22 protein-coding genes are annotated in these 24,519 nt (G+C 71.4%); 14 read left to right on the plus strand and 8 right to left on the minus strand.

Annotation, left to right across the window (positions count from 1 at the left end):
• The first annotated feature begins 20 nt into the window (after window positions 1-20).
• Both ACBJ59_RS19305 and ACBJ59_RS19310 read left to right on the plus strand, forming a co-directional pair.
• Window positions 21-182, plus strand: coding sequence for a hypothetical protein (locus tag ACBJ59_RS19305; RefSeq protein ID WP_375111588.1), 162 nt, complete (start codon window positions 21-23; stop codon window positions 180-182).
• Between the two features lie 11 nt (window positions 183-193).
• Entirely contained in the window at window positions 194-1,576 is a 1,383-nt protein-coding gene (locus ACBJ59_RS19310) for a glycosyltransferase (RefSeq protein WP_375111589.1), read from the plus strand.
• Window positions 1,577-1,583: 7 nt separating this feature from the next.
• On the opposite strand, the gene ACBJ59_RS19315 is transcribed toward ACBJ59_RS19310, so the two are convergent.
• Entirely contained in the window at window positions 1,584-2,174 is a 591-nt protein-coding gene (locus tag ACBJ59_RS19315) for a TetR/AcrR family transcriptional regulator (RefSeq protein ID WP_375111590.1), read from the minus strand.
• 84 nt (window positions 2,175-2,258) lie between these two features.
• Between ACBJ59_RS19315 and ACBJ59_RS19320 the strand changes: the two genes are divergently transcribed.
• Window positions 2,259-3,284, plus strand: a complete 1,026-nt coding sequence (locus ACBJ59_RS19320; RefSeq protein WP_375111591.1) for a saccharopine dehydrogenase NADP-binding domain-containing protein — start codon at window positions 2,259-2,261, stop codon at window positions 3,282-3,284.
• Complete coding sequence (locus tag ACBJ59_RS19325; protein ID WP_375111592.1) at window positions 3,281-4,120, plus strand: NAD(P)H-binding protein; 840 nt, start codon at window positions 3,281-3,283, stop codon at window positions 4,118-4,120. Before ACBJ59_RS19320 ends, ACBJ59_RS19325 begins: the two co-directional genes overlap by 4 nt.
• A 47-nt stretch (window positions 4,121-4,167) precedes the next feature.
• Here ACBJ59_RS19325 and ACBJ59_RS19330 read toward each other — a convergent pair whose 3' ends face one another.
• The 5 genes from ACBJ59_RS19330 to ACBJ59_RS19350 form a co-directional block, all read right to left on the minus strand.
• Window positions 4,168-5,883 carry an ABC transporter family substrate-binding protein gene (locus ACBJ59_RS19330; protein ID WP_375111593.1) on the minus strand — a complete coding sequence of 572 codons (1,716 nt, stop codon included), beginning with the start codon at window positions 5,881-5,883 and terminating at the stop codon, window positions 4,168-4,170.
• On the minus strand, window positions 5,880-7,949 hold the full coding sequence (locus tag ACBJ59_RS19335; protein WP_375111594.1) for a dipeptide ABC transporter ATP-binding protein: 2,070 nt from the start codon (window positions 7,947-7,949) through the stop codon (window positions 5,880-5,882). Before ACBJ59_RS19335 ends, ACBJ59_RS19330 begins: the two co-directional genes overlap by 4 nt.
• Entirely contained in the window at window positions 7,946-8,785 is an 840-nt protein-coding gene (locus ACBJ59_RS19340; protein ID WP_364136263.1) for an ABC transporter permease, read from the minus strand. Before ACBJ59_RS19340 ends, ACBJ59_RS19335 begins: the two co-directional genes overlap by 4 nt.
• 1 nt (window position 8,786) lies before the next feature.
• The gene (locus ACBJ59_RS19345; RefSeq protein ID WP_375111595.1) at window positions 8,787-9,764 is read right to left on the minus strand and encodes an ABC transporter permease; all 978 of its coding nucleotides are present in this window, start codon (window positions 9,762-9,764) and stop codon (window positions 8,787-8,789) included.
• 355 nt (window positions 9,765-10,119) lie between these two features.
• Window positions 10,120-11,100, minus strand: coding sequence for a phosphotransferase family protein (locus tag ACBJ59_RS19350; protein ID WP_375111596.1), 981 nt, complete (start codon window positions 11,098-11,100; stop codon window positions 10,120-10,122).
• A gap of 122 nt (window positions 11,101-11,222) precedes the next feature.
• Between ACBJ59_RS19350 and ACBJ59_RS19355 the strand changes: the two genes are divergently transcribed.
• The 6 genes from ACBJ59_RS19355 to ACBJ59_RS19380 are packed head-to-tail and all read left to right on the plus strand — an operon-like array spanning window position 11,223 to window position 16,698.
• Window positions 11,223-11,939 carry a FadR/GntR family transcriptional regulator gene (locus ACBJ59_RS19355; protein ID WP_375111597.1) on the plus strand — a complete coding sequence of 239 codons (717 nt, stop codon included), beginning with the start codon at window positions 11,223-11,225 and terminating at the stop codon, window positions 11,937-11,939.
• A gap of 33 nt (window positions 11,940-11,972) precedes the next feature.
• The gene (locus ACBJ59_RS19360) at window positions 11,973-12,737 is read left to right on the plus strand and encodes an enoyl-CoA hydratase/isomerase family protein (RefSeq protein ID WP_375111598.1); all 765 of its coding nucleotides are present in this window, start codon (window positions 11,973-11,975) and stop codon (window positions 12,735-12,737) included.
• Between the two features lies 1 nt (window position 12,738).
• Window positions 12,739-13,929 carry a CaiB/BaiF CoA transferase family protein gene (locus tag ACBJ59_RS19365; protein ID WP_375111599.1) on the plus strand — a complete coding sequence of 397 codons (1,191 nt, stop codon included), beginning with the start codon at window positions 12,739-12,741 and terminating at the stop codon, window positions 13,927-13,929.
• Entirely contained in the window at window positions 13,917-14,951 is a 1,035-nt protein-coding gene (locus ACBJ59_RS19370; protein ID WP_375111600.1) for a hypothetical protein, read from the plus strand. The genes ACBJ59_RS19365 and ACBJ59_RS19370 overlap by 13 nt, the downstream gene beginning before the upstream one ends.
• Window positions 14,948-15,652 (plus strand): SDR family NAD(P)-dependent oxidoreductase, encoded by a 705-nt coding sequence (locus tag ACBJ59_RS19375; RefSeq protein WP_375111601.1) that lies wholly within the window; start codon window positions 14,948-14,950, stop codon window positions 15,650-15,652. Before ACBJ59_RS19370 ends, ACBJ59_RS19375 begins: the two co-directional genes overlap by 4 nt.
• Window positions 15,649-16,698 (plus strand): aldose 1-epimerase family protein, encoded by a 1,050-nt coding sequence (locus ACBJ59_RS19380; RefSeq protein ID WP_375111602.1) that lies wholly within the window; start codon window positions 15,649-15,651, stop codon window positions 16,696-16,698. The genes ACBJ59_RS19375 and ACBJ59_RS19380 overlap by 4 nt, the downstream gene beginning before the upstream one ends.
• On the opposite strand, the gene ACBJ59_RS19385 is transcribed toward ACBJ59_RS19380, so the two are convergent.
• Complete coding sequence (locus ACBJ59_RS19385; protein ID WP_375111603.1) at window positions 16,695-17,534, minus strand: amidohydrolase family protein; 840 nt, start codon at window positions 17,532-17,534, stop codon at window positions 16,695-16,697. The genes ACBJ59_RS19380 and ACBJ59_RS19385 overlap by 4 nt on opposite strands.
• A gap of 52 nt (window positions 17,535-17,586) precedes the next feature.
• On the opposite strand from ACBJ59_RS19385, the gene ACBJ59_RS19390 reads away from it, so the two are divergent.
• Complete coding sequence (locus ACBJ59_RS19390; protein WP_375111604.1) at window positions 17,587-20,001, plus strand: glycoside hydrolase N-terminal domain-containing protein; 2,415 nt, start codon at window positions 17,587-17,589, stop codon at window positions 19,999-20,001.
• A 223-nt stretch (window positions 20,002-20,224) separates the two neighbouring features.
• Here ACBJ59_RS19390 and ACBJ59_RS19395 read toward each other — a convergent pair whose 3' ends face one another.
• Window positions 20,225-21,349 (minus strand): FCD domain-containing protein, encoded by a 1,125-nt coding sequence (locus ACBJ59_RS19395; RefSeq protein WP_375111605.1) that lies wholly within the window; start codon window positions 21,347-21,349, stop codon window positions 20,225-20,227.
• A 161-nt stretch (window positions 21,350-21,510) separates the two neighbouring features.
• On the opposite strand from ACBJ59_RS19395, the gene ACBJ59_RS19400 reads away from it, so the two are divergent.
• The 3 genes from ACBJ59_RS19400 to ACBJ59_RS19410 are packed head-to-tail and all read left to right on the plus strand — an operon-like array spanning window position 21,511 to window position 24,517.
• The gene (locus ACBJ59_RS19400) at window positions 21,511-22,782 is read left to right on the plus strand and encodes an ABC transporter substrate-binding protein (protein WP_375111606.1); all 1,272 of its coding nucleotides are present in this window, start codon (window positions 21,511-21,513) and stop codon (window positions 22,780-22,782) included.
• The gene (locus ACBJ59_RS19405; RefSeq protein ID WP_375111607.1) at window positions 22,779-23,711 is read left to right on the plus strand and encodes a carbohydrate ABC transporter permease; all 933 of its coding nucleotides are present in this window, start codon (window positions 22,779-22,781) and stop codon (window positions 23,709-23,711) included. The genes ACBJ59_RS19400 and ACBJ59_RS19405 overlap by 4 nt, the downstream gene beginning before the upstream one ends.
• On the plus strand, window positions 23,708-24,517 hold the full coding sequence (locus ACBJ59_RS19410) for a carbohydrate ABC transporter permease (protein ID WP_375111608.1): 810 nt from the start codon (window positions 23,708-23,710) through the stop codon (window positions 24,515-24,517). Before ACBJ59_RS19405 ends, ACBJ59_RS19410 begins: the two co-directional genes overlap by 4 nt.
• The last annotated feature ends 2 nt before the right edge of the window (window positions 24,518-24,519 follow it).

The raw sequence follows: 24,519 nt of genomic DNA on the forward strand, positions 1-24,519 counted from the left end.
ATGTCACCCAAGGAGGCCATATGGCATACGGGTCCCTGGCGGGCTTCGGCAGTGGCGTCGCCGTGGCCGCGCTGGCGGGCGGGCATCCCTGGCTGGTCGGGCTGTGCGTCACGCTCGTGCTGGCCGGCGCCTTCCTGGTGCGCTCCAGGTTCCGGCGCGGGCGGGGACCACTGTGCCCCTGACCGCTGGGCCCGTGACCGCGGCGGGAATCACCGCCCGGTACGCCGGTCACCGGAAACTGCTGGTCCTGGGGGCGCTTCCGGTCGCCGGATACGCCGCCTGGGGCATCGCCCATCTGGCCGCGCTGGCGGGGGCCGCCGACGGGCGCCCCCACGACGTGTCGGTCGCCTGGCTGACCTCCTTCCTGCTGTTGTGGTGGCTGCCGCTGGCCTGGTTCGAGCGGCCGGTCCGGGTCCCGCCCGGGCGGCGGGGGCCGCTCGCCGCGCTGCGGGTGACCGTCCAGGTCCCCGTCTACAACGAGGACCCCGAGGCGCTGCGCGCGTGCCTGCGCTCGGTGCTGGCGCAGAGCCGGCGGGTGAACCGGGTGCGGGTGGTGGACGACGGCTCCGCCGACCGGGTGACCGGGGAGCCCATCACGTACGACGAGGTGCGCCGCGAGTTCGAGGCCCAGGCCGCGGTGCGGGGCATCGAGACGACCTGGGACCGTACGGAGAACCGGGGCAAGCGCTTCGCCCAGATGCGCGCGCTGGCCGAGGACGACGGGGACATCTTCCTCACCCTGGACAGTGACTCCGTGCTCGACCGGCACGCGGTGCGGGAGGGGCTGGCGCCGTTCGCCGACCCGCGGGTGCGGTCGGTGGCCGGGCACGTGCTGGTGCTGAACCGCGCGGCCAACCTGCTCACCCGGATGACCTGCCTGGTGTACCTGCCCTTCACCCACGGCCTGCGCAGCGCCCAGTCGGTGCTGCGGAGCGTCACGATGAACTCCGGCGCGCTGGCCTTCTACCGCGCGGACGTGGTCCGCCGGGCCGCCGGCGCCTACGAGAACGAGCGCTTCCGCGGGCGTCCCATGCAGATGAACGACGACTCCATGCTCACCCTCTACTCGCTGCTCGCCGGCCGCACCGTGCACCAGCCGTCGTCGCTGGTCTTCACGTTGGCGCCCGAGCGGCTGGACCACTACGCGAAGCAGCAGCTGCGCTGGATGCGCGGCATCACGGTGCGGCACCTGTGGTGGTTGCGGTACCTGCCGCTGACCGGCGTGGTCTTCTGGACCACGGTGGCGGAGTACCTGCACCTCCTGCTCGCCCTGGCCATCCCGATCGTGCTGGTCGCCGACCCGGCCTGCCGGGCGCACCTGGGTGAGCTCTCGGTGGCGGCGGCGCAGATCGGGCTGGCCATGAACTACCTGATGGCGCTGCGGCTGTTCACCGTGCGCCGGAGCGACGAGAGCACGGGGGCGCGGCTGCTGCTGTTCGCGCTCGCGCCGCTGGCCTCGGTCTGGCGGCTGCTGGTGCTGCGCCCGCTGTACCTCTACGCGGTCCTGACCTGCTGGCGGGTCAACCGCTGGGGCACCCGCGGCGGCGTGGAGGTCTCGCTCGCCGCCTCGGTGTAGCGCCCGGTCACACCCTCAGCGCGGCCAGGAACCGGTCGGCCTCCGCGGCGATCCGCGGCAGGTCGGCCGCCGGGTCCTCGGACCGGGCCAGCAACATGCCGCCCTCGCACAGCGCGCCGAAGACGAGCTGCGCGCGGGCGGCCAGGTCGCCGTCGGGGGCCTGCCCGGCCGCCACGGCCACGCGCAGCCCGTCGAGCAGGACGCGCAGCATGTGGTCGTGCTCGATCTCGCGGACCCGCTCCCAGCCCAGCACCGAGGACGCGTCCAGCAGCACGATCCGCCGGAACCGGGGGTCGAGGCAGTGCTCCAGGAACGTGCGGCAGCCGCGCCGCAGCGCCGCCCACGGGTCGCTCTCCTCCGCGGCGACCCGCAGGAGCCGGGCGTCGACCGCCTCCAGCTCCGCCACGAACGTGGCCAGGAACAGCTCCGCCTTCCCGCCGAAGTGGTGGTAGGCGGCCCCCTTGGTGACCCCGGCCGCGGCCGCGACCGCGTCGATCGAGGTGGGCGCGTATCCGTGGGTCCCGAACAGCTCACGTGCGGCCAGCACCAGCCGCCCCGTGGTCTCGTCCGAACGTTCTGCCTGGGTACGGCGGATCATCGTGCTCCCCATTGACTTACATACTCGCGGTACGTAACTTCGAGACTAGTTACGTACGCCGAGTATGCAACATGGAGGTGAGTCATGTCCTCACCGCACTTCGCCGTCTACGGCGCCACGGGCCACACCGGGCGCCTGGTGGCGGCCGAGCTGCTGGCCCGCGGCCGGGAGGTCATCCTGGCCGGCCGCGACGGCGGCGCGCTCAAGGTCCTGTCCGACGAGCTCGGCGGGGCCCCCACGCACCAGGCCGCGATCGACGACCCCGGCGCGTTACGGGAGCTCGCCGGCCGGGCGGCCGTGCTGATCCACTGCGCCGGCCCGTTCACACACACCGGCCGGCCCCTGGCCACCGCCGCGGCCGAGGCCGGCTGCCACTACGTGGACCACGCCCTGGAGCAGCACCACACGAAATGGATGTTCGACGCCATGCGGGAGCCCGCGCGGCGGGCGGGCATCACCATGCTCACGGCGACCAGCTTCTACGGCGGGCTGGGCGACCTGCTCGCCGGCGCGGTGGCCGCCGGCATGACCGGGATCGAGCGGGTGATCACCGCGTACGCGGTGAGCGGCTGGCGCCTGACGACGGGGGCCAGGAAGACCGCCGAACTGCTGTTCGCCGACACCCAGCGGATCACGTACACCGACGGCGCCCAGCACGTCGGCTACGTCGAGCCGCGCAACGCCGTCTTCCCGTTCCCGCCGCCGCTCGGGCCGCGCACGATGATCGCCCCCGTGCCGTTCTCCGAGGTCGTCACCGTGCCCAGGCACGTGGCCACGCCGCGGGTGGAGGCGCAGCTCACGGCGCACACGTTCGAGGAGGAGCAGGCGTTCTCGAGCGAGCACGTGGACGCGGCCACCCGGGCGGGCTCCGCCTTCACGGTCGCCGCGCAGGTGATCGCGGCGGGCGGCGGCCGGGCCGGGCAGGCGCGCGGGCACGACCTGTGGCGCATGAGCGCCCTGACCTCCGTCGAGGCCGCGGTCCGGCTGGCCGGCGGCCAGGGCCCCGGCCCCGGCGTGTTCGGCCCGGCCGAGGCGTTCCCCGCCGAGGCGTTCCTGCGTGACCTGGAGCGGCTCGGCCTGTTCACCCTCAACCTTCCGGAGGAGAAATGATCCTGGTGACGGGCGCGGCCGGAGGGCTGCAGGGATCGACCGGGCGGCACGTCGTCGACCTGCTGCTGGAGCGCGGCGAGGCGGTGCGGGCGTTCGTGCGCTCCGACGACCAGCGGGCCGCGGAGCTGCGCAAGCTCGGCGCGGAGGTGGTGGTGGGCGACCTGCGCGAGATCTCGTCGGTGCGGCCGGCCATGCGCGGGGTCACGCGGGCGTTCTTCACCTATCCGGTGACGGCCGGCCTGCTGGACGCCGCCGCCGCGTTCGCCGCGGCGGCCAGGGAGGAAGGCGTGGCACGCGTCGTCGAGGTGTCGCAGCTCGACGCCTCGCCCGAGGCGGCCACGCCCCGGATGCGCCGGCACTGGGTGGCCGAGCAGGTCTTCGACTGGGCCGGGGTGGGCGCGGTGCACCTGCGGGCCGGGGTGTTCTTCGAGAACCTGGCCGTCGTGGTGGCCGCCGCCGGGCGGCTGGCGCTGCCGCTGGGCGCTCCGGACACGTGGATCCCGCTGGTCGCGGGCCAGGACGTGGCCCGGGTGGGCGCGGGGCTCCTGCTCGATCCCGCTCCGGCCGATCCGGTGTGCCTGGTCAACGGGCAGATGGCGACGGTGGGCGAGGCGGCGGAGGCGTTCGGGGTGGAGTACGCCGACGTGCCGCCGGAGGCGTGGGCGGCGCGGGCGATGGAGGTGTACGGCGACGAGGTCGCCGTCGAGCACCTGTCCCACCTGTGGGCGCTCTTCCGCTTCATCGGCCACGGCGACCACCCGCTCTACCGGGTCACGGAGAGCATCGAGCGCTACGGCGGCCGGCCGCCGATGACCCTGCGCGAGTTCACCGGATAAGCGAAGACCCCCGGCCGGAGACGGCCGGGGGTCATGCCAGGACGGGATCAGCCGGTGAAGCCGACGGCCGTCCAGTCGTAGTACTTGTAACCGCGAGCGCCGAAGTTGGCGAGCGTCTTCTTGGCCGCCCAGATGTCAGGACGCTGGTACAGCGGGATGGTGTGCACCATGTCCCAGATCAGCTTGTCCGCGGCGTTGGCCAGCTCGATGGCCTTGGCCGGGTCCATCTCGTCCACGGCCGCCTGGATGGCGGCGTCCACGGCCGGGTCACTGGCCTTCGGGAAGTTGCTCTCGGAGCCGGTCTTGTAGATCTGCGGCATCGAGCCCAGCGGCAGCGGCGTGCCGATCCAGGAGAACGGCACCAGGTCGAAGTCACCCTTGATGATGAAGTCGTTGAAGAACTTGTCGACGGGGACCGGGCGGATCGTGACCTTGATCCCGGCCTCCTTCAGCATGGCCTGGGTGAGCTCACCCTCGGTCTGCGAGACCGGGGTCGCCGTCGGGATGACGAAGCTCAGCGCGAGCTCCTTGCCGTCCTTCTTGCGGTATTCACCCTCCTGCTTCCAGCCGGCCGCGTCGAGCAGCTGCTTGGCCTTCTCCAGGTTGTACTTGCCGAGGTCGCCGGAGTTGTCGACGTAGCCCTTGTGGTTGTTCATGAAGACGTGGTTGCCGAGCGTCTGCAGCGGCCACTCCATGTCCTTCAGGTCGGACTGGGTGATCACGTCACGGTTGATCGCGTACTGGACGGCCTGGCGGACCGTCTTCTCCTTCAGGAACTCGCTCTGGTTGTTGACCGTGATGTGCCGCCAGTTCGGGCTGAGCGCCTTGCGGATCTCGGCGTTCGGCACCTCCTTGGCGCGCTTCAGGTCGGCCGGGGCACCGGCGGCGATCTCCACGGCGTCGATCTCACCGTTGGCGAACGCGTTCACCTCGGCGGCCGGGTCGGGGATCGCCCGGTAGATGAGCTTGTCGAGCTTGGCCTTCTTGCCCCACCACTTGTCGTCACGCACGAGGGTGAGCGTCTTGGTGCCCTCGTCGAGGGACTCCACCTTGAAGGGACCCGCGGTCGCCGGGATCTTCTGGTTGTAGTCGTTGTCGTACGCGTCGGGCGACGAGATGTGCTCGGCCGGGAACAGGTGCGAGGTGCCCCGGTTGAACAGGCCCTGCCACTCCGAGTACGGCTTCTTGAAGGTGATGACGGCGACCTTGTCGGAGTCACCCTTCTCGACCGACTCGATCTTGTCCCAGCCGTCCGTGGAGGCCGGCTTGAACTTCTTGTTCTCGCCGTTGTTGGCCTTCCACGCCGCCTCGAGGTCCTTCCACGTCATCGGCGTGCCGTCCGACCACGTGGCCTTCTCGTTGATCGTGTAGGTGACGACCTGCTTGCCCGACGACATGTCGTTCTTCACGTCGGTCAGGTAGTCGGGGTTCGGCGTGAAGGTGGCGTTCTCGTCCGCCATCATCAGCTGGGGCATGATCGGGTCCAGCATCGTCGCCGTGTCGGCCTGGTTGCCGTCGACGTGGTTGCCGTTCCACTGCGTCGGCCACTGCCCGATGGACAGGGTGAGCGTGCCGCCGTCCTTGACCTGCTCGTACGGGACGGGGTTGATGCTGATGGACGGGGTTTCCGCCATCTGCTGCTGAGCCTGCTTCGACTGCTCGGTGCTCGGCTGCTTGTTCTCGGTGCCGCCGCCTCCGCCACAGGCCGCCACGGCCATGGCCAGGACCGCCAGCCCAGCGGCCGCACGGTAACGAACCTTCACTCTTCCTCCTGATTGTCCGAGGCCGTGATGACCTCGATCTCCTCCGCGTAGTGGCAGGCTGCGCCGTGGTCCACGGCGTTCGCCAGCCGGGCAACCGAGGGCTCCTCGTCCACACAACGCCGCCGTTCCGCCTCACTGAGCTGGGCGAACTTGGGGCAACGGGTGCGGAATCTGCACCCGGACGGGGGGTCCGCCGGGCTCGGCAGGTCGCCTTCGAGCAGGATCCGCTTGCGGGTGCGCTCCATCTCGGGGTCGGGCAGCGGGATCGCCGAGAGCAGTGCCTGCGTGTAGGGGTGGGCGGGGTGGTCGTAGACGTTCTCGACCGTCCCGATCTCGGCGATCCTGCCCAGGTACATGACGGCCACCCGGTCGGCCAGGTGCCGGACCACGGCCAGGTCGTGCGCCACGAACAGGTAGGACAGGCCCAGCCTGTTCTTCAGCTCCTCCAGCAGGTTGATCACGCCCGCCTGGATGGACACGTCGAGCGCCGACACCGGCTCGTCCAGCACCAGCAGCTTCGGCTCCAGCGCGAGCGCGCGGGCGATGCCGATGCGCTGGCGCTGACCGCCGGAGAACTGCTGCGGGTAGCGCTCCGCGTGCTCGGGCGCGAGCCCGACGAGCTGCAGCAACTCGGCCACCTTGGCGGACACGTCCTTCTTGCCGTGCGCCCGCAGCGGCTCGGCGATGATGTCGCCGATCGGCATGCGGGGGTCGAGGGCGGCCATCGGGTCCTGGAAGACGATCTGCAGGTCGCCGCGGAGCGCCTTGCGCCCCGCCTTGTCCAGCGTGGCGCTGTCCCTGCCGAGCACGACGACCCGGCCGCCCTGCGGCGGCTGGAGCTGCATGATCTGCTGCAGCGTGGTGGTCTTGCCACAGCCGGACTCGCCCACCAGGGCCAGCGTCTCGCCCTCGGCGATGTCGAGGCTGATGCCGTCCACGGCGAACACCGTGCCGACGCGGCGCTTGAAGACCGCGCCCTTCATCAGCGGGTAGTGCCGGATCAGCTGGTCGAGCTCCAGGACGGTGGCGCGCTCGGTGCGCGGCACGCGGACCACGTCGTTCGGCGGGATGACCGGCACCGGGAACACGTCGGCCCCGGTCAGGCCCTTGTGCTCGATCTCGTGCGAGCGGATGCAGGCCACGTGGCGCCCGCCGCCGAAGGGGGTCAGCGGCGGCTCCTCGTCGTCGCACATCTCCACCTTCATCGGGCAGCGCGGCGCGAACGGGCAGCCCGGCGGCAGCGACGCCGGCGACGGCGGGTTGCCCTCGATGGGGACGAGCGCCCCCTCCTCGCCGTCGATCCTGGGGATCGAGGCGAGCAACCCCATCGTGTACGGCATCCGCGGCCGGTAGTAGATGTCGTCCACGGGCCCCTGCTCGACCGGCCGGCCCGCGTACATGACCAGCACCCGGTCCGCCATGCCCGCGATGACGCCCAGGTCATGGGTGATCATCACGATGCCGGCGCCCGTCTCCTGTTGCGCGGTCTTGAGCACCTCCAGGACCTGCGCCTGGATGGTGACGTCGAGCGCGGTGGTCGGCTCGTCGCAGATCAGCAGGTCGGGGTCGTTGGCGATGGCCATGGCGATCATCGCGCGCTGCCGCATGCCGCCGGAGAACTCGTGCGGGAACGCCTTGGCCCGCAGGTTCGGGTTCGGGATGCCGACGAGGTCGAGCAGCTCCACGGCCCGCTTGGCGGCCTTGTCCTTGCCCATCTTCTGGTGGACGCGCACGGCCTCGGCGATCTGGTCGCCGATGGTGAACACGGGCGTGAAGGCCGACAGCGGATCCTGGAAGATCATGCTGATCGCCTTGCCGCGCACCTTGATCAGCTCGTCTTCCTTCAGCCCGAGCAGCTCCTGGCCGTGCAGCTTGACCGACCCGCTGACCGCGGCGTTGCGCGGCAGCAGGCCCATGACGGCCAGCGAGGTCACGGACTTGCCGGAGCCGGACTCGCCCACGATGCCGAGCACCTCACCGCGCTCGACCTCGTAGCTGACGCCGCGCACGGCCTCGATGCCGCCGGGGAAGGTGACGGTGAGGTCCCTGACCTCCAAGATGCTCACGAGTTGCTCCCCGGGTCGAGTGCGTCACGCAGGCCGTCGCCGATCAGGTTCACGCTGAGCACCAGGGCGACCAGCAGGCCGGCGGGGAAGGCGAACAGCCATGGGTAGCCGGTGGCGTTGCCGGAGCCCTGCGCGATGAGCGTGCCCAGCGAGACGTCGGGCGGCTGGATGCCGAAGCCGAAGAAGGACAGCGCCGCCTCGCCGATGACCGCGCCACTGACGTTGAGCGTGGCGTCGATGATCAGCAGCGAGGACAGGTTGGGCACGATGTGCCGGAAGATGATCTTCCAGCGCGGGATGCCCATGTAGACGGCGGCCTGGACGTACTCCCGCTCGCGGAGCGAGAGCGTCATGCTGCGCACCACCCTGGAGGTGATCATCCAGGAGAACGCGGCGAGCAGCACCACGAACCAGATCCAGGAGCCGTCCCGCAGCCGCGGCGAGATGATCGCGATGACCAGGAAGCTCGGGAGGACCAGGAGCAGGTCCACACCCCACATGAGCACCTTGTCCACCCAGCCACCGAAATATCCGGCGAACGCGCCCACGATGGCCGCCAGGCCGGTCGAGATCAGCGCCACCAGCAGGCCGATGACGATGGACTTCTGCATGCCGCGGAGCGTGACCGCGTACATGTCCTGGCCGATCGACGTGGTGCCCCACCAGTGGTCGCCGTCCGGCGGCGACAGGAAGGACAGGAAGTCCTTGTCGGTCCACTCGTACGAGCCGAAATACGGCCCGACGTACGCCAGCCCCACCAGCAGGACCAGCGCGATGAACCCGTAGCGGGCCTGCTTGTTGCGCAGCAGGCGCCTGAGGACGACTTTCGAGCGCATGTCAGCTCACCCGCACCCGAGGATCGAGGGCCGCGACCAGGAGGTCCGAGAGGAAGGCGGCGGCCAGGATGCACACGGCCGCGAAGAAGGTGACCGCGGCGACGGAGTTGACGTCGTTCTGGTTGATCGAGTCGACCAGCCAGGCGCCCATGCCGTGCCAGGCGAAGATCTTCTCGGTGAAGGTGGCTCCGGTGAACATCGTCCCGAACGCGAAGGCGAAGTACGTGGCCGAGGGGATCAGCGCGGTGCGCAGCGCGTGCTTCGTCAGCGCCGTCCTGCGGCGCAGGCCCTTGGCCATGGCCGTGCGGACGAAGTCCTGGCCGAGCACGTCGAGCATCATGTTGCGCTGGATCCGGCTGTAGAAGGCGATCGAGCCGAGGCTGAGCGAGATCGTCGGCAGGATCAGGTGGTTCAACCGGTTGACGAACTGGTCCCAGCCGGACAGGCGCGGGTTGTACTCGCCGGTGTACTCGATCAGCGTGAACCCGAGCCCTCTGTTCAGGTTGTACGTGGCGATCGCGAGCAGCGTCGCCAGCACGAACACGGGGATCGCCATGATCACGAAGGAGCTGACACCTATTAACCGGTCACTGGGCTTGTACTGCTTCACCGCGGAGAGCGCGCCCAGCGCCACACCCAGGGCGAAGCCCACGATCGTGCCGATGAGCAGGAGCCGGAGGCTGACCATGATCCGACGGCCCATCTCGCCGTTGACCGAGCCGCCGTTCCAGGTCCTGCCGAAGTCTCCGGTGACGACGCCCTTCGCCCAGGTCCCGTAGCGAACCAGCACGGGGGTCTTGTCGTTCAGGTTGTAGGCATCGAGTGTGGCGTCGATGACGGACTCGGCGACCGGGGGCTGGCGGCCCTCGTACGCGGCTCGCGGGTTCATGGTGGTGGCCGCGAGCATGTACGCCAGACTGGCCGCGATGGCGACCAGGATCACGTTTATTGCCAACCTGCGGAGCAGGTACTTGCCCATTACTCTCCGTTCGCGCTGACCGAGGGCGCGAGCTTCCGGATGGAGAGAAGCGCCCCCTCAACGAAAACCCATCCCGCCTCGTGAAATTCACTTGTCGGCGGGATGGCGATCAACGCGCAGAATATAAGCAAAGATATAACAGTCAGAAACTGGGGAATATAACAGTCAGGTCACTCACAAAAGATCGCCGACCCCTGTCAGCCCCCGGCAAACAGCGGCTCTACCTGCGGAAACTCCCCCTACCACATGGCCGCGAACGCCACCCGCAGAAGCGTCTGTGTCACAGGATCCGGACATAAATTGACGGCCGGCCCGGGTGATCCACATCATATTCGGTGGCGCGTGAGTGTGAGTGTCAATCGATCTCGGCGAGCACGGCGGCCACGGCGTCATAGGACTCCCTGACCCGCTCGGCGTGTCCGTGGCGGTGCCGCTCCAGCCGGACGGCGCCGAGATGGCGGATCTCGTAGATCGACGAGCGCCACGCCGCCGCCGGAGCGCGGTCCGGCTCGCCGTAAGCCTCCCAGAACGCCAGGCGCTCGTCCTGCCTGGCGGCGGCCATCCGGATGGTCCAGTCGGCGGCGGGGTCGCCCCACCAGGTGCGGTCCAGGTCGAGCACCCCGGTGACCGTGGGCTCGGGGGCCTCGGCGGCGATCATGACGTTGACCGTCCACAGGTCTCCGGTGAGCAGGCGGGGCTCGGTGATCTCGTCCAGCACGTCGTGCCGGTCGGCCGCCAGGTCGGCGGCCTTGCGCAGGTCGGCGCCATCGAGGCCGGCGTTCTCCAGGTCGGCCGCGATCTCGGTCAGGGAGCCCGTGACGGCCTGGCTCCAGGTGTCGTACCGGGGGTCGGCGACCGGGCCGAACCGCGGGCCCCGTACGTCGTGCACGGATCGGGTGATCTCCCCCAGGCGGCGGTAGAAGCCCGTCCAGAGCGGGCGCGGGTAGCCGGGCAGGCGCTCCGGGGCGGGGACCCCGTCGAGGAGCGTCTGGACCAGGTAGTCGCGGCCGATCAGGTCGTGCGACCAGTCGGCCGCCACGATGCGCGGCATGAGCGGGGCGATCACCGAGAGGTACGGCACGGTGGCGTACTCGTTGCGCATGAGCTGCCGCTCGGAGGCGAACTGGCGGGCCGGCTCCGGCGCGAACCGCACGACCACCGGGCGGTCCTGCCCGGCGACGGTGACCTTGTAGGTGTTGTTGTACATGCCGAGGCCCAGCTCGACGGCGGAAAGGGCGTCCCGGCCGAAGACGCGGCGGCTGATCTCCTGGAGGTGGCGGGCGGTCACGGGCTGCTGGAACGCCTCGCCGGGGCGCTCTATCGGCTGGAAGTCCATCGCGCCATCATGCCCGAGGCGCGGAGGAAGAAGTCGCCCCCGATCACTTCATCAGATGAAAATCTAACTTCATCCGATGAAAGGCTATGAAAACCGGCGCGCCCGGGATAGCGTGCGGAGCCGTGGCAACTGATCCTCAGCGGGACTCGGCCCGGCACGTCCAGGTCGTCCAGGCCCTCGGCGCCCGCATCGTCGGCGGCTCGCTCGCTCCCGGCACGGCCATCCCCATCGAGGAGGAGCTGGTCGGCGAGCTCGGTGTGGGCCGCTCCGCCGTGCGGGAGGGCGTGAAGGTCCTGGCCGGCAAGGGCCTGCTGGAGACCAGGAGGAGCGCGGGCACGATCGTGCGCCCCCGCGAGTCCTGGAGCCTGCTGGACGCCGACGTGCTGAGCTGGCGGTTCGAGCCGGAGCCCCGGCCCGAGGACATCCGGGTGCTGGCCGACCTGCGGGTCGCGCTGGAGCCCGGCGCCGCCAGGGTGGCGGCCGAGCGGGCGGACGCGGCGGCCGTGCGGCGCATCGACGAGGCGCTGGCCGCGCTCTACGCCACGGCCGACGACCCCGAGCCGTTCATCGAGGCCGACCTGGCCTTCCACCAGGCGGTCTTCGCCGCCGCCGACAACGACCTGCTGCTCTACGTCTACGAAATGATCAGCATCGCCCTGCGGTCCGTGCGCCAGGTGCACACCCGCTCGGTGGCGCACAACAAGGAAACGCTGCCCGGTCACGAGCGCGTGGCCCAGGCGATCAGGCGCCGCCACCACCGCAAGGCCGAGGAGGCCATGCGCACGGTGGTCGAGGTCGCCCGCGCCGACGCCGAGCAGCACGTACGTCTCTGCTGCTAGAAGCTGTCACCAGCTGTGAGAAAAGAGCTCCACTTGGACGTCCTCCTCGACGTCGACGGCCCGGTCGCCGTCGTCACCCTCAACAGACCCGCCAAGCTCAACGCCATCACCCCCGACATGGCCGCCGCGCTGCGCGCGTGCCTCGCCCGGGTGGACGCCGACCCGGACCTCCGGGTGGTCGTGCTCACCGGGGCGGGCGAGCGCTCCTTCTGCGTCGGCAGCGACATCCGCGAGCTCGACGAGTACGCCACCCCGTGGGAGTTCCGCAACCGGGGCGACTACGGCGACGCCGTACGCGCCCTGCGCAAGCCGATCATCGCGGCCGTCAACGGCTACGCCTACGGCGGCGGCCTGGAGCTGGCCATGGCCTGCGACATCCGGCTGGCCGCCGAGACCGCCACGTTCGCGGCGCCGGAGATCAAGCTGGGCTGGATCGGCGGCAGCGGCCAGTCCGCCCTGCTGGCGCACGCCGTCGGCCCGACCAACGCGGCCACCATGCTGCTCACCGGCGACCCGGTCGACGCCGCCCGCGCGCAGGCGTGGGGGCTGGTCACGGACGTGCACCCGCAGGCCGAGCTCATGAAGGCGGCCAGGACGCTGGCCGGCACCATCGCCAGGCGCCCGCCGATCGCCGCCCAGACCGCCAAGGCCAACCTCAGGGCGGCCTACTCGATGCCGCTCGACCAGGCCATCCAGTACGAGCGCGACCTGCAGACCGTCTGTTTCGCCACCGCCGACGCGGCCGAGGGCAGGGCCGCCTTCGCCGAGCGCCGCGAGCCCGTCTTCGAGGGGCGCTGACATGGGCGTGCTCGACGGCTACCGCGTGATCGACCTGTCCATCGCGATGGCCGGCCCGCTGGCCGCCATGCGGCTGGGCGACCTGGGCGCGGACGTGGTCAAGGTGGAGCCGGTGACCGGCGAGTGGCAGCGGCACGCCCCCGCGGGCGGCGCCGCCGGCAACCGGGTCAACGCCTCGTTCCTGTCGCTCAACCGCAACAAGCGCAGCCTCGCCGTCAACCTCAAGTCCGACGAGGGCCGCGAGATCGTGCACCGGCTGGCCGCGACGGCGGACGTCTTCCTGCAGAACTACCGGCCCGGCGTGGCCGAGCGGCTCGGCATGGACTACGACACGATCAGCGCGCTCAACCCGTCCATCGTGTACGTCTCCATGTCCGGCTACGGCGAGACCGGCCCGTACATCTCGCGCCCCGGCCAGGACCTGCTGCTGCAGGCCATGAGCGGCGCGATGCTGAGCACGGGCCGCGAGGGCGACCCGCCCGCGCCCGCCGGCTCGTACGCGATCGACGCCATCACCGCCTACAGCGCCTTCGAGGGCGCGCTGGCCGCGCTGCTGCACCGCGAGCGCACCGGCGAGGGCCAGCGGGTGAGCGTCAACATGCTGGACGCGGCCGTCGCCGTGCAGATGCAGGAGCTGTCGATCTACACGGTCGGCGGGGTGCCGCAGCGGCGCGGGCGCGAGCCGCACGGCCACACCTACATCCGCGCCCCCTACGGCGTGTTCGCCACCAAGGACGGCTTCATCGCGCTCGGCATGCCGCGGCTGGACGGCCTGGCCGTGGCGCTGGACCTGCCCGAACTGGCCGCGATGGACGGGGACGCCGACGGCCACACGCGGCGCGACGAGATCACCGCGCTCGTGGCCGCCCGCCTGCCCGAGCGCACGACGGCCGAGTGGCTGGAGATCTGCGCCCGCCACGACCTGTGGGCCGGCCCCGTGTACGGCTACGCCGACCTGGTGAACGACCCCCAGGTCAAGCACAACGGCTCGTTCGTCACCTACGAGCACCCCACCGAGGGCACGGTCACCACGCCCGGCTTCCCGTACGGCCTCAGCGCCTCCCCGCCCCAGGTGCGCAGGGGTGCCCCGCTCGTGGGCGAGCACACCAGGGAGCTGCTGGCGGAGCTCGGCTACTCCGGGGAGCGCACGGCCGAGCTGGTGGCGGAGGGCGTGCTGGCATGCGAGGGCTGACCTGGGACCACCCGCGCGGCTACGCCCCGCTGGACGAGCTGACCCGGCTCGACCTGGCCGGGGACAACCCGTACGGGCCGGTCCCGGAGCCGATCGAGTGGGACCGCCAGCCGCTCGAAGGCTTCGAGTCGGAGCCGATCGCGAAGCTGTGCGAGACGTACGACGTGCTGGTGATCGACCATCCGGGGCTGGGCGCGGCGGTGGACGCGCTGGTGCCGATGGAGGAGCTGTTCGCGCCGGAGGAGCTGGCCGGGCTGCGGTTCGCGGGCCGCTCCTACGAGAGCTACCACCTGGACGGCCGCCAGTGGGCGCTGCCCCTCGACGCCGCCACCCAGGTGGCCGCGGCCCGGCACGGCGTGACCGTGCCGGGGACATGGCCGGAGGTGGCGGAGCCGGCGCGCGGGACGCGGATGGCGCTGTGCCTGGGCGGGCCGCACGCGTTCCTGATGTTCTGCGCGCTGTGCTCGGGCGACTTCCTCGACCGGCAGGCGGGCGAGCGGGCGCTGGAGCTGATGGCGGAGCTGCTCGCGTCGGCCGACCGGGACGTGTCGCTGCTCAACCCGATCGGCGTGCTGGACGCGATGGCGGCGGGGGCCGTGGACTGCTGCCCCCTGCTCTACGGCTACGCCGGTTACCCGCTGGCCTTCTCCGACGCGCCCGCCTGGCCCGGACAGGCGCCGGGAAGCGTGCTCGGCGGCACGGGGCTGGTGGTCTCGCGGCGGCGGGCCGGGGAGATCCGCGAGGCCGTCCGCGCCCACCTGCGCCGCCTGGTGTCGGAGCCGGTGCAGACCGGGCTGTTCCCGGCCACCGGCGGACAGCCCGCCGCGGCCGCGGCCTGGGCGAGCGGCGGCTTCTACCGCGCCACCCGGGCCACCATGGACGCCGCCTGGATCAGGCCGCGCTTCCCCGGCTACATCGCCCTGCAGGAGCGGTCGTCGGCGCTGATCCGCGACGGGCTGCTCGCGAAGAAGCCCGCCCGCGACCTGCTCACGGAGCTGCACGAGGAATGGAGGAACACATGACCACGGCGCTCGTCACCGGCGCCGCCGGCGCGCTCGGCCGCGCGATCGTCCGCCGCCTGACCGCCGACGGCCACCAGGTCGCCGCGCTCGACGTGGACGCGGGCGGCCTCGAAGGCGCGCTCAACCTCAAGTCCGACCTGCGTGACCCGGCGGCCATCGAGGCCGCGTTCGCCGAGACGGCCGCGCGGCTCGGCGACGTCGGCATCCTGGTCAACAACGCGGCCGTCTACCCGGCCCGGCCGTTCCTGGAGGTGCCGCCGGCCGAGTACGACGACGTCGTGGCGGTCAACCAGCGCGCCTACTGGCTCTGCGCCCAGCACGCGGCCCGGCACATGACCGGGCTGGGCGGCGGCGCCATCGTCAACATCGCCTCGATCACCATGCACGGCGGCTGGTCGGACCTGGCCGCGTACGTGTCCACGAAGGGCGCGGCGGCCGCCCTCACCAGAGCGCTGGCCCGGGAGCTGGGCCCGCGCGAGATCCGGGTCAACTGCGTCTCCCCCGGCGCCTTCCCGACGGCGGCCGAGGAGATCCACGAGGACCCCGAGGCGTACAACCGGATGGTCCTGGAGCGGCAGTCGCTCCAGCGGCGCGGCACGCCGGAGGAGCTGGCGGCCGTGGTGTCGTTCCTGACCGGGCCGGACGCCTCGTTCGTCACCGGGCAGAGCATCGAAGTCAACGGAGGGTGGGTGATGGCATGAGGCCGAACCGCAGGCGGCTGGCCGAGCTGACGGGCGACCTGAGCGCGGCCGGCGGCGTCCGGCTGGTGACGCTGGGCGACGGGGTCGAGCGCGGGATCAGGACGCTGGAGTTCAGGACCGGCACCGGGCTGGCGTTCGACGTGCTGGTGGACAGGTGCATGGACATCGGGCACGCCGAGCACGCCGGGCGGTCGTTCGGCTGGCGCTCCCCCACCGGCTTCCGGCACCCGGGGCTGCACGAGAACGGCGACGAGGACGGGCTGTCGTGGCTGCGCTCGTTCTCCGGGCTGATCGTCACGGCGGGGCTGGACCACACGCTGTTCGGGGGCGAGGTGCCCGCCGACGGCTACCGGTACCCGCCGCGCGAGTCCGTACGTCACGGGCTGCACGGCCGCGCCGGCAACCTGCCCGCCCGGCTGAGCGGCTACGGCGAGCGGTGGGACGGCGAGCGCTGCGTGCTCTGGGCCGAGGGCGAGGTGCGCCAGGCCGCGGTGTTCGCCGAGAACCTGCGCCTGGTCCGCCGGATCGAGGCCGACCTCGGCGGCGACGAGATCCGGCTGGTGGACACGGTCACCAACGCCGGGTTCGAGCCGGCGCCGCACATGTACCTGTACCACATCAACCTGGGCTGGCCACTGCTCGACGAGGGCGCCCGGTTGGAGGCCGACATCCGCGAGACGCTCTGGCAGAGCGACAGCGTGGCCGAGCAGAAGGCCGACCACGTCACCTTCCCCGGGCCGGTGCCGGGGTTCGTGGAGCAGGTGTACGAGCACGCGCTCGTCCCCCGGCCCGACGGGCTGCACCGCGTGGCCGTGGTCAACGAGCGGCTGGGCATGCGGGTGGCCGTGGAGTGGCAGGCCTCCGAGTTCCCGTACTTCTTCGAGTGGCTGAACCTGCGCTCCGGCAACTACGCGGTCGGGCTGGAGCCGTCCACGCACCACGTGTCGGGCGACGCGGCGGCCCGGCAGGACGGCAGCATGATCTGGCTCGGAGCGCAGGAGTCACGCACGTACCACACGACGTTCCGTGTCGAGTCCGCGTCCTAGAGCCGGCTCTGGAGCCGGTACGCCCGGCGCGCCGTCCCGGCGAAGACGTCGGCCCGCTCGCTCTCCGACAGCCCGGCGCACAGCTCGTCCGCGGCCCCGGCGACCCGCTCGTACCCGGCCGCGAGCAGGCAGACGGGCCAGTCGGAGCCGAACATCACCCGATCGGGACCGAACTCCTCCAGCACCACCTCCGCGAACGGCCGCAGGTCCGCCACCTGCCAGCCCTCCCAGTCGGCCTCGGTGACCATGCCGGACAGCTTGCAGTAGACGTTCGGCCGGGCGGCCAGCTCGCGGATCCGGCCGCGCCACGGCTCCAGCTCGCCGGCCGCGATCGGCGGCTTGGACAGGTGGTCGAGCACGAACGTCAGCTCGGGCAGGGCGGTCACCGTGTCGATGGCGGCCGGGAGCTGGTGCGGCAGGGTGAGCAGGTCGTACGCGAGCCCGGCGGCGGCCACGGCGGCCAGCCCGCGGCGCACGTCGGGCCGGTTGAGCCAGGCGGGGTCGGGCTCGGACTGCACCCCGTGGCGCACGCCCACCAGCCCCGGCGGCAGGGCGGCCAGCGTGCCGGCGACGTCGGGCGCGGTCAGGTCGATCCATCCGACCACTCCGGCGACCAGCTCGGACCCGGCCGCCAGGGCCAGGAACTCGCGGGTCTCGCCGAGGTCGGGCAGCACCTGCACCAGCACGGTCGCCTCCACGCCCGCGGCGGCGGCGGGGCCGGCCAGGTCGTCGAGCGTGAACGTGCGGCGTAGGGGTGCCAACTTCGCGGAGTCCAGCCAGGCGTGCGGGCGGACGGACAGGTCCCAGACGTGGTGGTGGGCATCGATGCGACTCACAGCACGCAAGTTAGCAGACATCCCATGTATTCCCCCAGGAACAGGAGCAACCGTGACCAACGACGGCTACACACGGCGAGGCGTACTCACCACCGGGTTAAGCGCCGCGGCCGGATCCCTGCTCGTGAGCGGCGTCGCCGCCGGCCCGGCCCGGGCGGGCACGCAGGGCGACCCGCTCACCCTCTGGTACGCCCGCCCGGCCGCGCAGTGGCTGGAGGCCCTGCCGGTCGGCTGCGGGCGGCTCGGCGCGATGGTCTTCGGCGGCGTGGAGAGCGAGCGGCTGCAGCTCAACGAGGACAGCATCTGGGCCGGCGGGCCGCACACCTACGACAACCCCGAGGCGCTGGCCGCCCTCCCGCAGATCAGGCAGTGGGTGTGGGAGGACAGGTGGCAGGCGGCGCAGAACCTGGCCGACCAGAAGTTCCTGGGCAGGCCCAGCGAGCAGGCGCCGTACCAGGTGCTGGGCGACCTCACGCTGACCTTCCCCGGGCCGGCCGAGTTCACCGACTACCGCCGCGAGCTCGACCTCACCAGGGCCGTCACGACCGTGACGTTCGTCCGTGACGGCGTGCGGCACACCCGCGAGGTCTTCGCCAGCAACCCCGACCAGGTCATCGTCGTCCGGCACACGGCCGACAAGCCCGGCTCGGTGACGTTCCGGGCGGCCTTCTCCAGCCCGCAGACCTCGACCGCGTCGTCCACCGGCCGCGCCACGATCGCGATCGACGGGATCAGCGGCGACACCCAGGGCCTGAAGGGCGAGGTCCGCTTCCGCGCGCTGGCCAGGGCCGAGGCGAAGGGCGGCACGGTCACCTCCGACGGGGGCACGCTGGACGTGGCGGGCGCGGACGAGGTCACGCTGCTGATCTCCATGGGCTCCAGCTACCGCAGCTTCAAGGACGTCGGCGGCGACCCGGAGGAGGTGGCCGGGCGGCATCTGGTGCGGGCGAGCGGGCAGCCGTACGAGGTGCTGCGGCGCAGGCACGTACGCGACTACCAGGAGCTGTTCGGGCGGGTCGAGATCGACCTGGGCACCTCGGAGGCGGTCGCGCTGCCGACCGACGAGCGCATCGCCCGCAGGCAGCTCGACACCGACCCGCAGCTCGCCGCCCTGTACTTCCAGTACGGCCGCTACCTGCTCATCTCCTCCTCCCGCTCCCCCGGGTACGCCGCCAACCTCCAGGGCATCTGGAACGACTCGCTCACGCCCGCGTGGGAGTCGAAGTACACCATCAACATCAACTGCGAGATGAACTACTGGCCGGCCGCGCCCGGCAACCTCATCGAGTGCATGGACCCGCTGTTCGACCTGATCAAGGATCTGGCGGAGACGGGCGCGCAGACCGCGCGCACGCAGTACGGGGCCAAGGGCTGGGTGGCCCACCACAACACCGACGGCTGGCGCGGGACGGCGCCCGTGGACTTCGCCTTCTACGGCGTCTGGCCGACCGGCGGCGCGTGGCTCTGCCTGACGTTGTGGGAGCACTACCTCTACACCGGTGACGAGCGGCGGTTGCGCGAGCACTTCCCGCTGATCAAGGGCTCGGTGGAGTTCTTCCTGGACACGCTGCAGACCGACCCCAGGACCGGATACCTGGTGACCAACCCGTCTCACTCGCCCGAGGTCGGCCACCACGAGGACGGCGGCGAGAACGTCAGCATCTGCGCGGGCCCGACCATGGACATGCAGATCCTGCGGGACCTGTTCGGGGCCTTCGAGGAGGCGTCGGAGGTGCTCGGGGTCGAGGCCGGCATGCGGGCCCGGGTCAAGGAGGCGCGGGGGCGGTTCGTGCCCAACCAGGTGGGGCACCTCGGGCAGATCCAGGAGTGGCAGGAGGACTACCGGGGCGACGCCGCCCTGTCGCGCAGCCGGCACATCTCGCACCTGTGGGGGCTGTTCCCGGGACACCAGATCGACCCCCGCCTGTCCCCGTCCCTCGCCGCCGCCGCGCGGCGCACCCTGGAGCTCCGGGGGGAGGCGGGGGCGGGGTGGTCGCTGGCCTGGAAGATCAACTTCTGGGCGCGGCTGCTGGACGCGGCGGAGGCGTACAAGCGGCTGGGGAACCTGCTGGTGCCCGCCCGTACGGCGCCGAACATGTTCGACCTGCACCCGCCGTTCCAGATCGACGGCAACTTCGGCGGCACCTCGGGGATCACGGAGATGCTCCTCCAGAGCCACGGGGACCAGGTGCACCTCCTCCCCGCCCTGCCGGCCGCCTGGCCCGCCGGGTCGTACCGTGGCCTGCTCGCGCGGGGCGGCTTCGAGCTGGACGTGGAGTGGGCCGGCGGTGCGCTCCGGCGGGCCCGCATCCGCTCCACCCTCGGCCGCCGCCTCACCCTCCGCACGGCCGGGGCGGTCACGGTCACCGAACACGGCCGCCCGGTCAAGGTGGAACGACCGGAGGCGGGGGTGGCGGTGCTCGAAACCCGCCGCGGGGCGACGTACGAGGTCACCCCGTCGGCCTGACGGCACCTCAGCCACCCCGGAGACCGCAACTCACGCCCACCTTGCCCCCCATCCCCCGCCCGATCGCCACGCCACGGCGCGAAGCATGCACGCCCCCGCAGGCGGGGAGCCAGCCCAGCTCCCAGCCCGCGGTGGGCGCGAAGCCTGCGCGCGCACGCAGGGTGCCGCACGTGCGGGCGCGGAGGCGTGGGCGTGGGACGGCGAAGGGGGCGACGGCGGGTGGCTACGGTGGCGGGGCCGCGCCGGATCCCGGGGTCAATCCCGCGCCCGATCCCGGGTCCGGGGTCGGGCGGGGGCGGGGGCGGGTGCGCGAGGCCTCGCCCCGGGCGTGGGCGGCGAAGAGGCGGGCGGCCTCGTCGGGGTCGCCGGAGGCCAGGGCCGCCACCAGGTCCTCGTGGTGACCCGCCATCGCCGACCAGTCCCCGTCGTACAGCGGGTTGCCCACCACGTGCAGGCTCCACAGGTTCGACTCGATCGTCCGCCACAGCCGCAGCAGGAAGGAGTTGCCGCAGGCCGCGCACACCCGCCGGTGGAAGGCCAGGTCCGCGTCGCGGAAGGCGCCGATGTCGCCGTCACCGGCCGCCTTCCGCATGGCCAGCACGTCGGCCGAGAGCTGCCGCAACGTGTCGGGCTGGATGCGGGCGGCGGCGCCCCTTGCGGCATACTCCTCCAGCAACACCCTGATGTCGCGAACCTCCCGGGCCTGCTCGTCGGAGATCTCCGCGACGTAGCTGCCCCGGTTGGGATAGGAGATGACCAGCCCCTCGTGCGCCAACCGCTTGATCGCCTCCCGCGCAGGAGCCTGGCTGGTGCCGACCCGGCGCGCGATCTCGGCCTCCACCAGCCGCTGCCCCGCCACCAGCTCGCCCGAGACGATCCAGCCGCGCAGCAGCGCGTAGACCCGGTCCGACAGCAGCTCCCTGGGCAGCAGCCGGGCGGCGGGGGGCGCGACCTGCTGCTCCTGCCAGATGCGCGCCACCGTGGACTGCGACAGCCCGAGCTGGGCGGCCATGGTCCGGGTGGAGGGCACGGCGGCGCCCCCGGCCGCGGCGGCGATCACCCGCTCGGCCTCCTCCCGCTCCGCGCTGCGCGGCCGCCCCGGCCGGGGCGCGTCCGAGAGGCCGTCGAGGCCGCGCTCCACGAAGCGGGCCCGCCATTTCGCCACGGTCGCCGGGCTCACCGCCAGCCGCGTGGCGACCTCCTTGCGGGGCAGCCCGTCGGCGCACGCCAGCACGATGCGGCTGCGCAGCGCCAGCCCTCCCCCGGACTCCCGGGAGGCCCACTCCCGCAGGGTCGACAGCTCCTCGGCGCCCATTACCAGCCGGTTGTCGGCTTCACGTCCTGCCACGCGCCCACCTTAACGTATTTATGACTCAGCAACCCGCTGTACACGTATTTGTAGCGTCGCATTTCCCCTTGACGGGCCCATGTGACCAACGTATTAAATAATCGCTAATCGAGTAACGACCCATTAAAAGGCGTCGCAGATCTCGCCCCCTTGGAGGTGCGATGCGTTCCCCCCGTCCATCCCTCGCCCTGACCGCCGCCGGCTTCCTGTTCCTGCTCACCGGCTGCGGCGGGGGCGGCTTCGCCGGCGACTCCCAGGCACAGCAGAGCGAGGGCGGCCCGGTCACCGTCCGGATGCTGGTCAACATCAGCCCGAACCTCACCCAGGCGTACTGGGACGGCCTGGTCAAGCCGTTCGAGCAGGCCAACCCCGGCATCGACGTCAAGATCGAGGCGCCGACCGGCAAGGGCGTGGCCGACACGCTGCCGCAGCAGCTCGCCGCCGGCAACGCGCCCGACGTGGTCGAGACGCTGATGGCGGACGAGACGCTGGCCAAGCAGATGCTCGACCTGACCGACCAGCCGTGGACGAAGGACACGCCGCTGGCCGAGCAGGCCAAGCTGGGCGGCAAGGTCTACTCGGTCGGGGTCGGCATCCAGGCCCAGTCGCTGGTCTTCTACAACAGGGCGGCCTTCGACAAGGCCGGGATCAAGACGCCGCCGACCACGTTCGACGAGTTCGACGCGGCCATGGGCAAGCTCAAGGACGCCGGCTACCTGCCGCTGCAGACGGGCGGCGACTTCCTCACCGGCCTGCAACTGCTGCAGCTGTCCAACCCGAGCCGGGCGCAGACCCACCCGGCCTGGCAGCAGGACATCAAGGCGGGCAAGCTCAAGGCGGGCGAGTCGCTGCTGCCGTACCTGGAGCGCTACCGCACCTGGATCGACAAGGGGTACGTCGACAAGAACGCCCTCGGCATGAAGTACGCCGACGCCGAGACCGCGTTCCTGTCGGGCAAGTCGGCCATGTACGTCATGGGCAGCTGGTTCACCGCCACCGAGGCCAAGGCCGAGAAGGACTTCGAGGTCGGCGTCTTCCCCGCCCCGGTCGACAAGGGCCAGACGTACCCGGGCCCGCAGGGCGCCACGCTCGCGGCCCCGTACATGATCCTCAAGTCCACCCCGCAGAAGGACGCGGCGCTCAAGCTCGTCCAGTGGCTGGTCACCGATCCGGCGGCGGTCAAGAGCCAGCTGGCCCAGGACGGCAACTTCCGCACCGGCGTGGAGCGCGAGTTCACCCCGCTGGAGAAGCAGGTGCAGGAGATCCTGGACAAGGCTCCCCAAGGCGTCCCCCAGGGCGAGGGGTACGGCGACGCCACCCTCCCCAAGGGCTTCAACGCCGCCTGGAACACCGAGGTCCAGGGCCTGTACGTGGGCAAGTCGCCCAAGGAAGTGGCCGAGGGCGTGGACCGCTGGCTGGCCGGACGCTCATGACCCTCACCCGGGAAGCACCCACCGTCGCGACGGCGCGGCCGGCGCCCCCCAGAAGGCGCGGGTTCGACGGGCTGGCCAACACCCTCATGGTCGCCCCGGCCACGATCCTCTACGTCGTGATGCTGATCGTCCCGGTCGGCCTGGCCCTCTACCTGAGCCTGACCGACTGGGACGGCTTCAGCGCCGACCCCGCCTTCGTCGGCGCCGCCAACTACGCCGACCTGCTGAGCGACCCCGAGCTGCGGCGCGCCTCGCTGGTCACCCTGCTGGTCGCGGCGGCCGGCACGGCCGGGCTGAACCTCCTCGGCCTCGGCTTCGCCCTCCTGGTCAACGGCGCCTCGAAGGCGAACACGTTCTTCCGGATCGTGCTGTTCTACCCGCACGTGCTCAGCGCCCTGGTGGTCGGCTTCCTCTGGTCGGCCATCCTCGGCACCACCGGTGCGGTCAACAACCTGGTCACCACCTGGGGCGGCGAGGTGATCCCGTTCCTGTCGGACCCGACCTGGGCCACGGTCACCATGATCGCCGTCCTGGTGTGGGCCGGGTTCGGCGTCAACGTGGTCCTCTACCTCGCGGGCCTCCAGGCGGTGCCGCACTCGCTCGTCGAGGCGGCGCGGATCGACGGGGCCACGCGCCGGCAGGTGTTCAGGAACGTGACGCTGCCCGCGCTGGGCCCGTCCGTGACCGTGAACATCGTGCTGTCGCTGGTGACGCTGCTGAAGACGTACGACCTGGTGGTCTCGCTGACGGCGGGCGGCCCGGCCGGGCAGACCCAGACCGTCGCCTACCTCATCCTGTGGAACTCCTTCCACGACGCCCGCCTCGGCTTCGGCTCCGCGCAGTCGGTGATCCTGATGCTGGTGACGGCGGCGCTGGCGTTCGTGGTGACGAGGCTGCGCAGGCGCGGCGAGCTGGCGGTGCACCAATGACGAGAAAGACCTTCCTCTGGGCGACCGTCGCCTTCATGCTCATCCCCCTGTACGTGCTGACCGTCAACGCGTTCAAGGGCCAGCAGGACATCCTGGCCAACCCGTTCGGCCTCGGCGGCCTGACCCTCGAACCCCTGGGCAGGGCGCTGACGAACCCGCAGTTCAACGTGGTCAAGGGGTACGCGATCACGCTGCTGTTCGTGGTGGCGGTCAACGTGCTGTCGGTGGGGCTGGCCGCCCCGGCCGCATACGTGATCGCGCGCAGCCCCAGGCGCCGCTTCCGCCTGCTCATGCTCTTCTTCCTGGCCGGCACGTTCATCCCCGGCCAGGTGCTGGTCATCCCCGTCGTGTACGTGCTCAAGACCCTGGGCCTGATGGGCACCATCCGCGGGTTCGTGCTGTTCGAGACCACGCTCACGCTCCCGTTCTCGATCTTCCTGTACGCGGGCTACATCGCCACCATCCCGGCCGTGCTCGACCAGGCGGCGGCGGTGGACGGGGCGGGCCGGCTGCGTACGTTCTGGCAGGTCGTCTTCCCGCTGATGCGGCCCGCGGTCGCCACGATGGTCATCCTCAACACCTTCTCGGTGTGGAACGACTTCGTGAACCCGCAGATCATCCTGGGCCCCGGCAGCGGCCTCTACACCGTCACCACCGGCGTCTACGCGGCGGTCAGCCAGTACTCCACCGACTACACGGTCGTCTTCCCGACGCTGCTGCTGGCCATCGCACCCCTGCTCGTCTTCTTCGTCTTCATGCAACGGCACATCATCAGCGGCCTCACGGCAGGAGCCACGAAAGGGTGATC

The sequence above is a fragment of the Nonomuraea sp. MTCD27 genome, from assembly GCF_041950495.1.
GTDB lineage: Bacteria > Actinomycetota > Actinomycetes > Streptosporangiales > Streptosporangiaceae > Nonomuraea.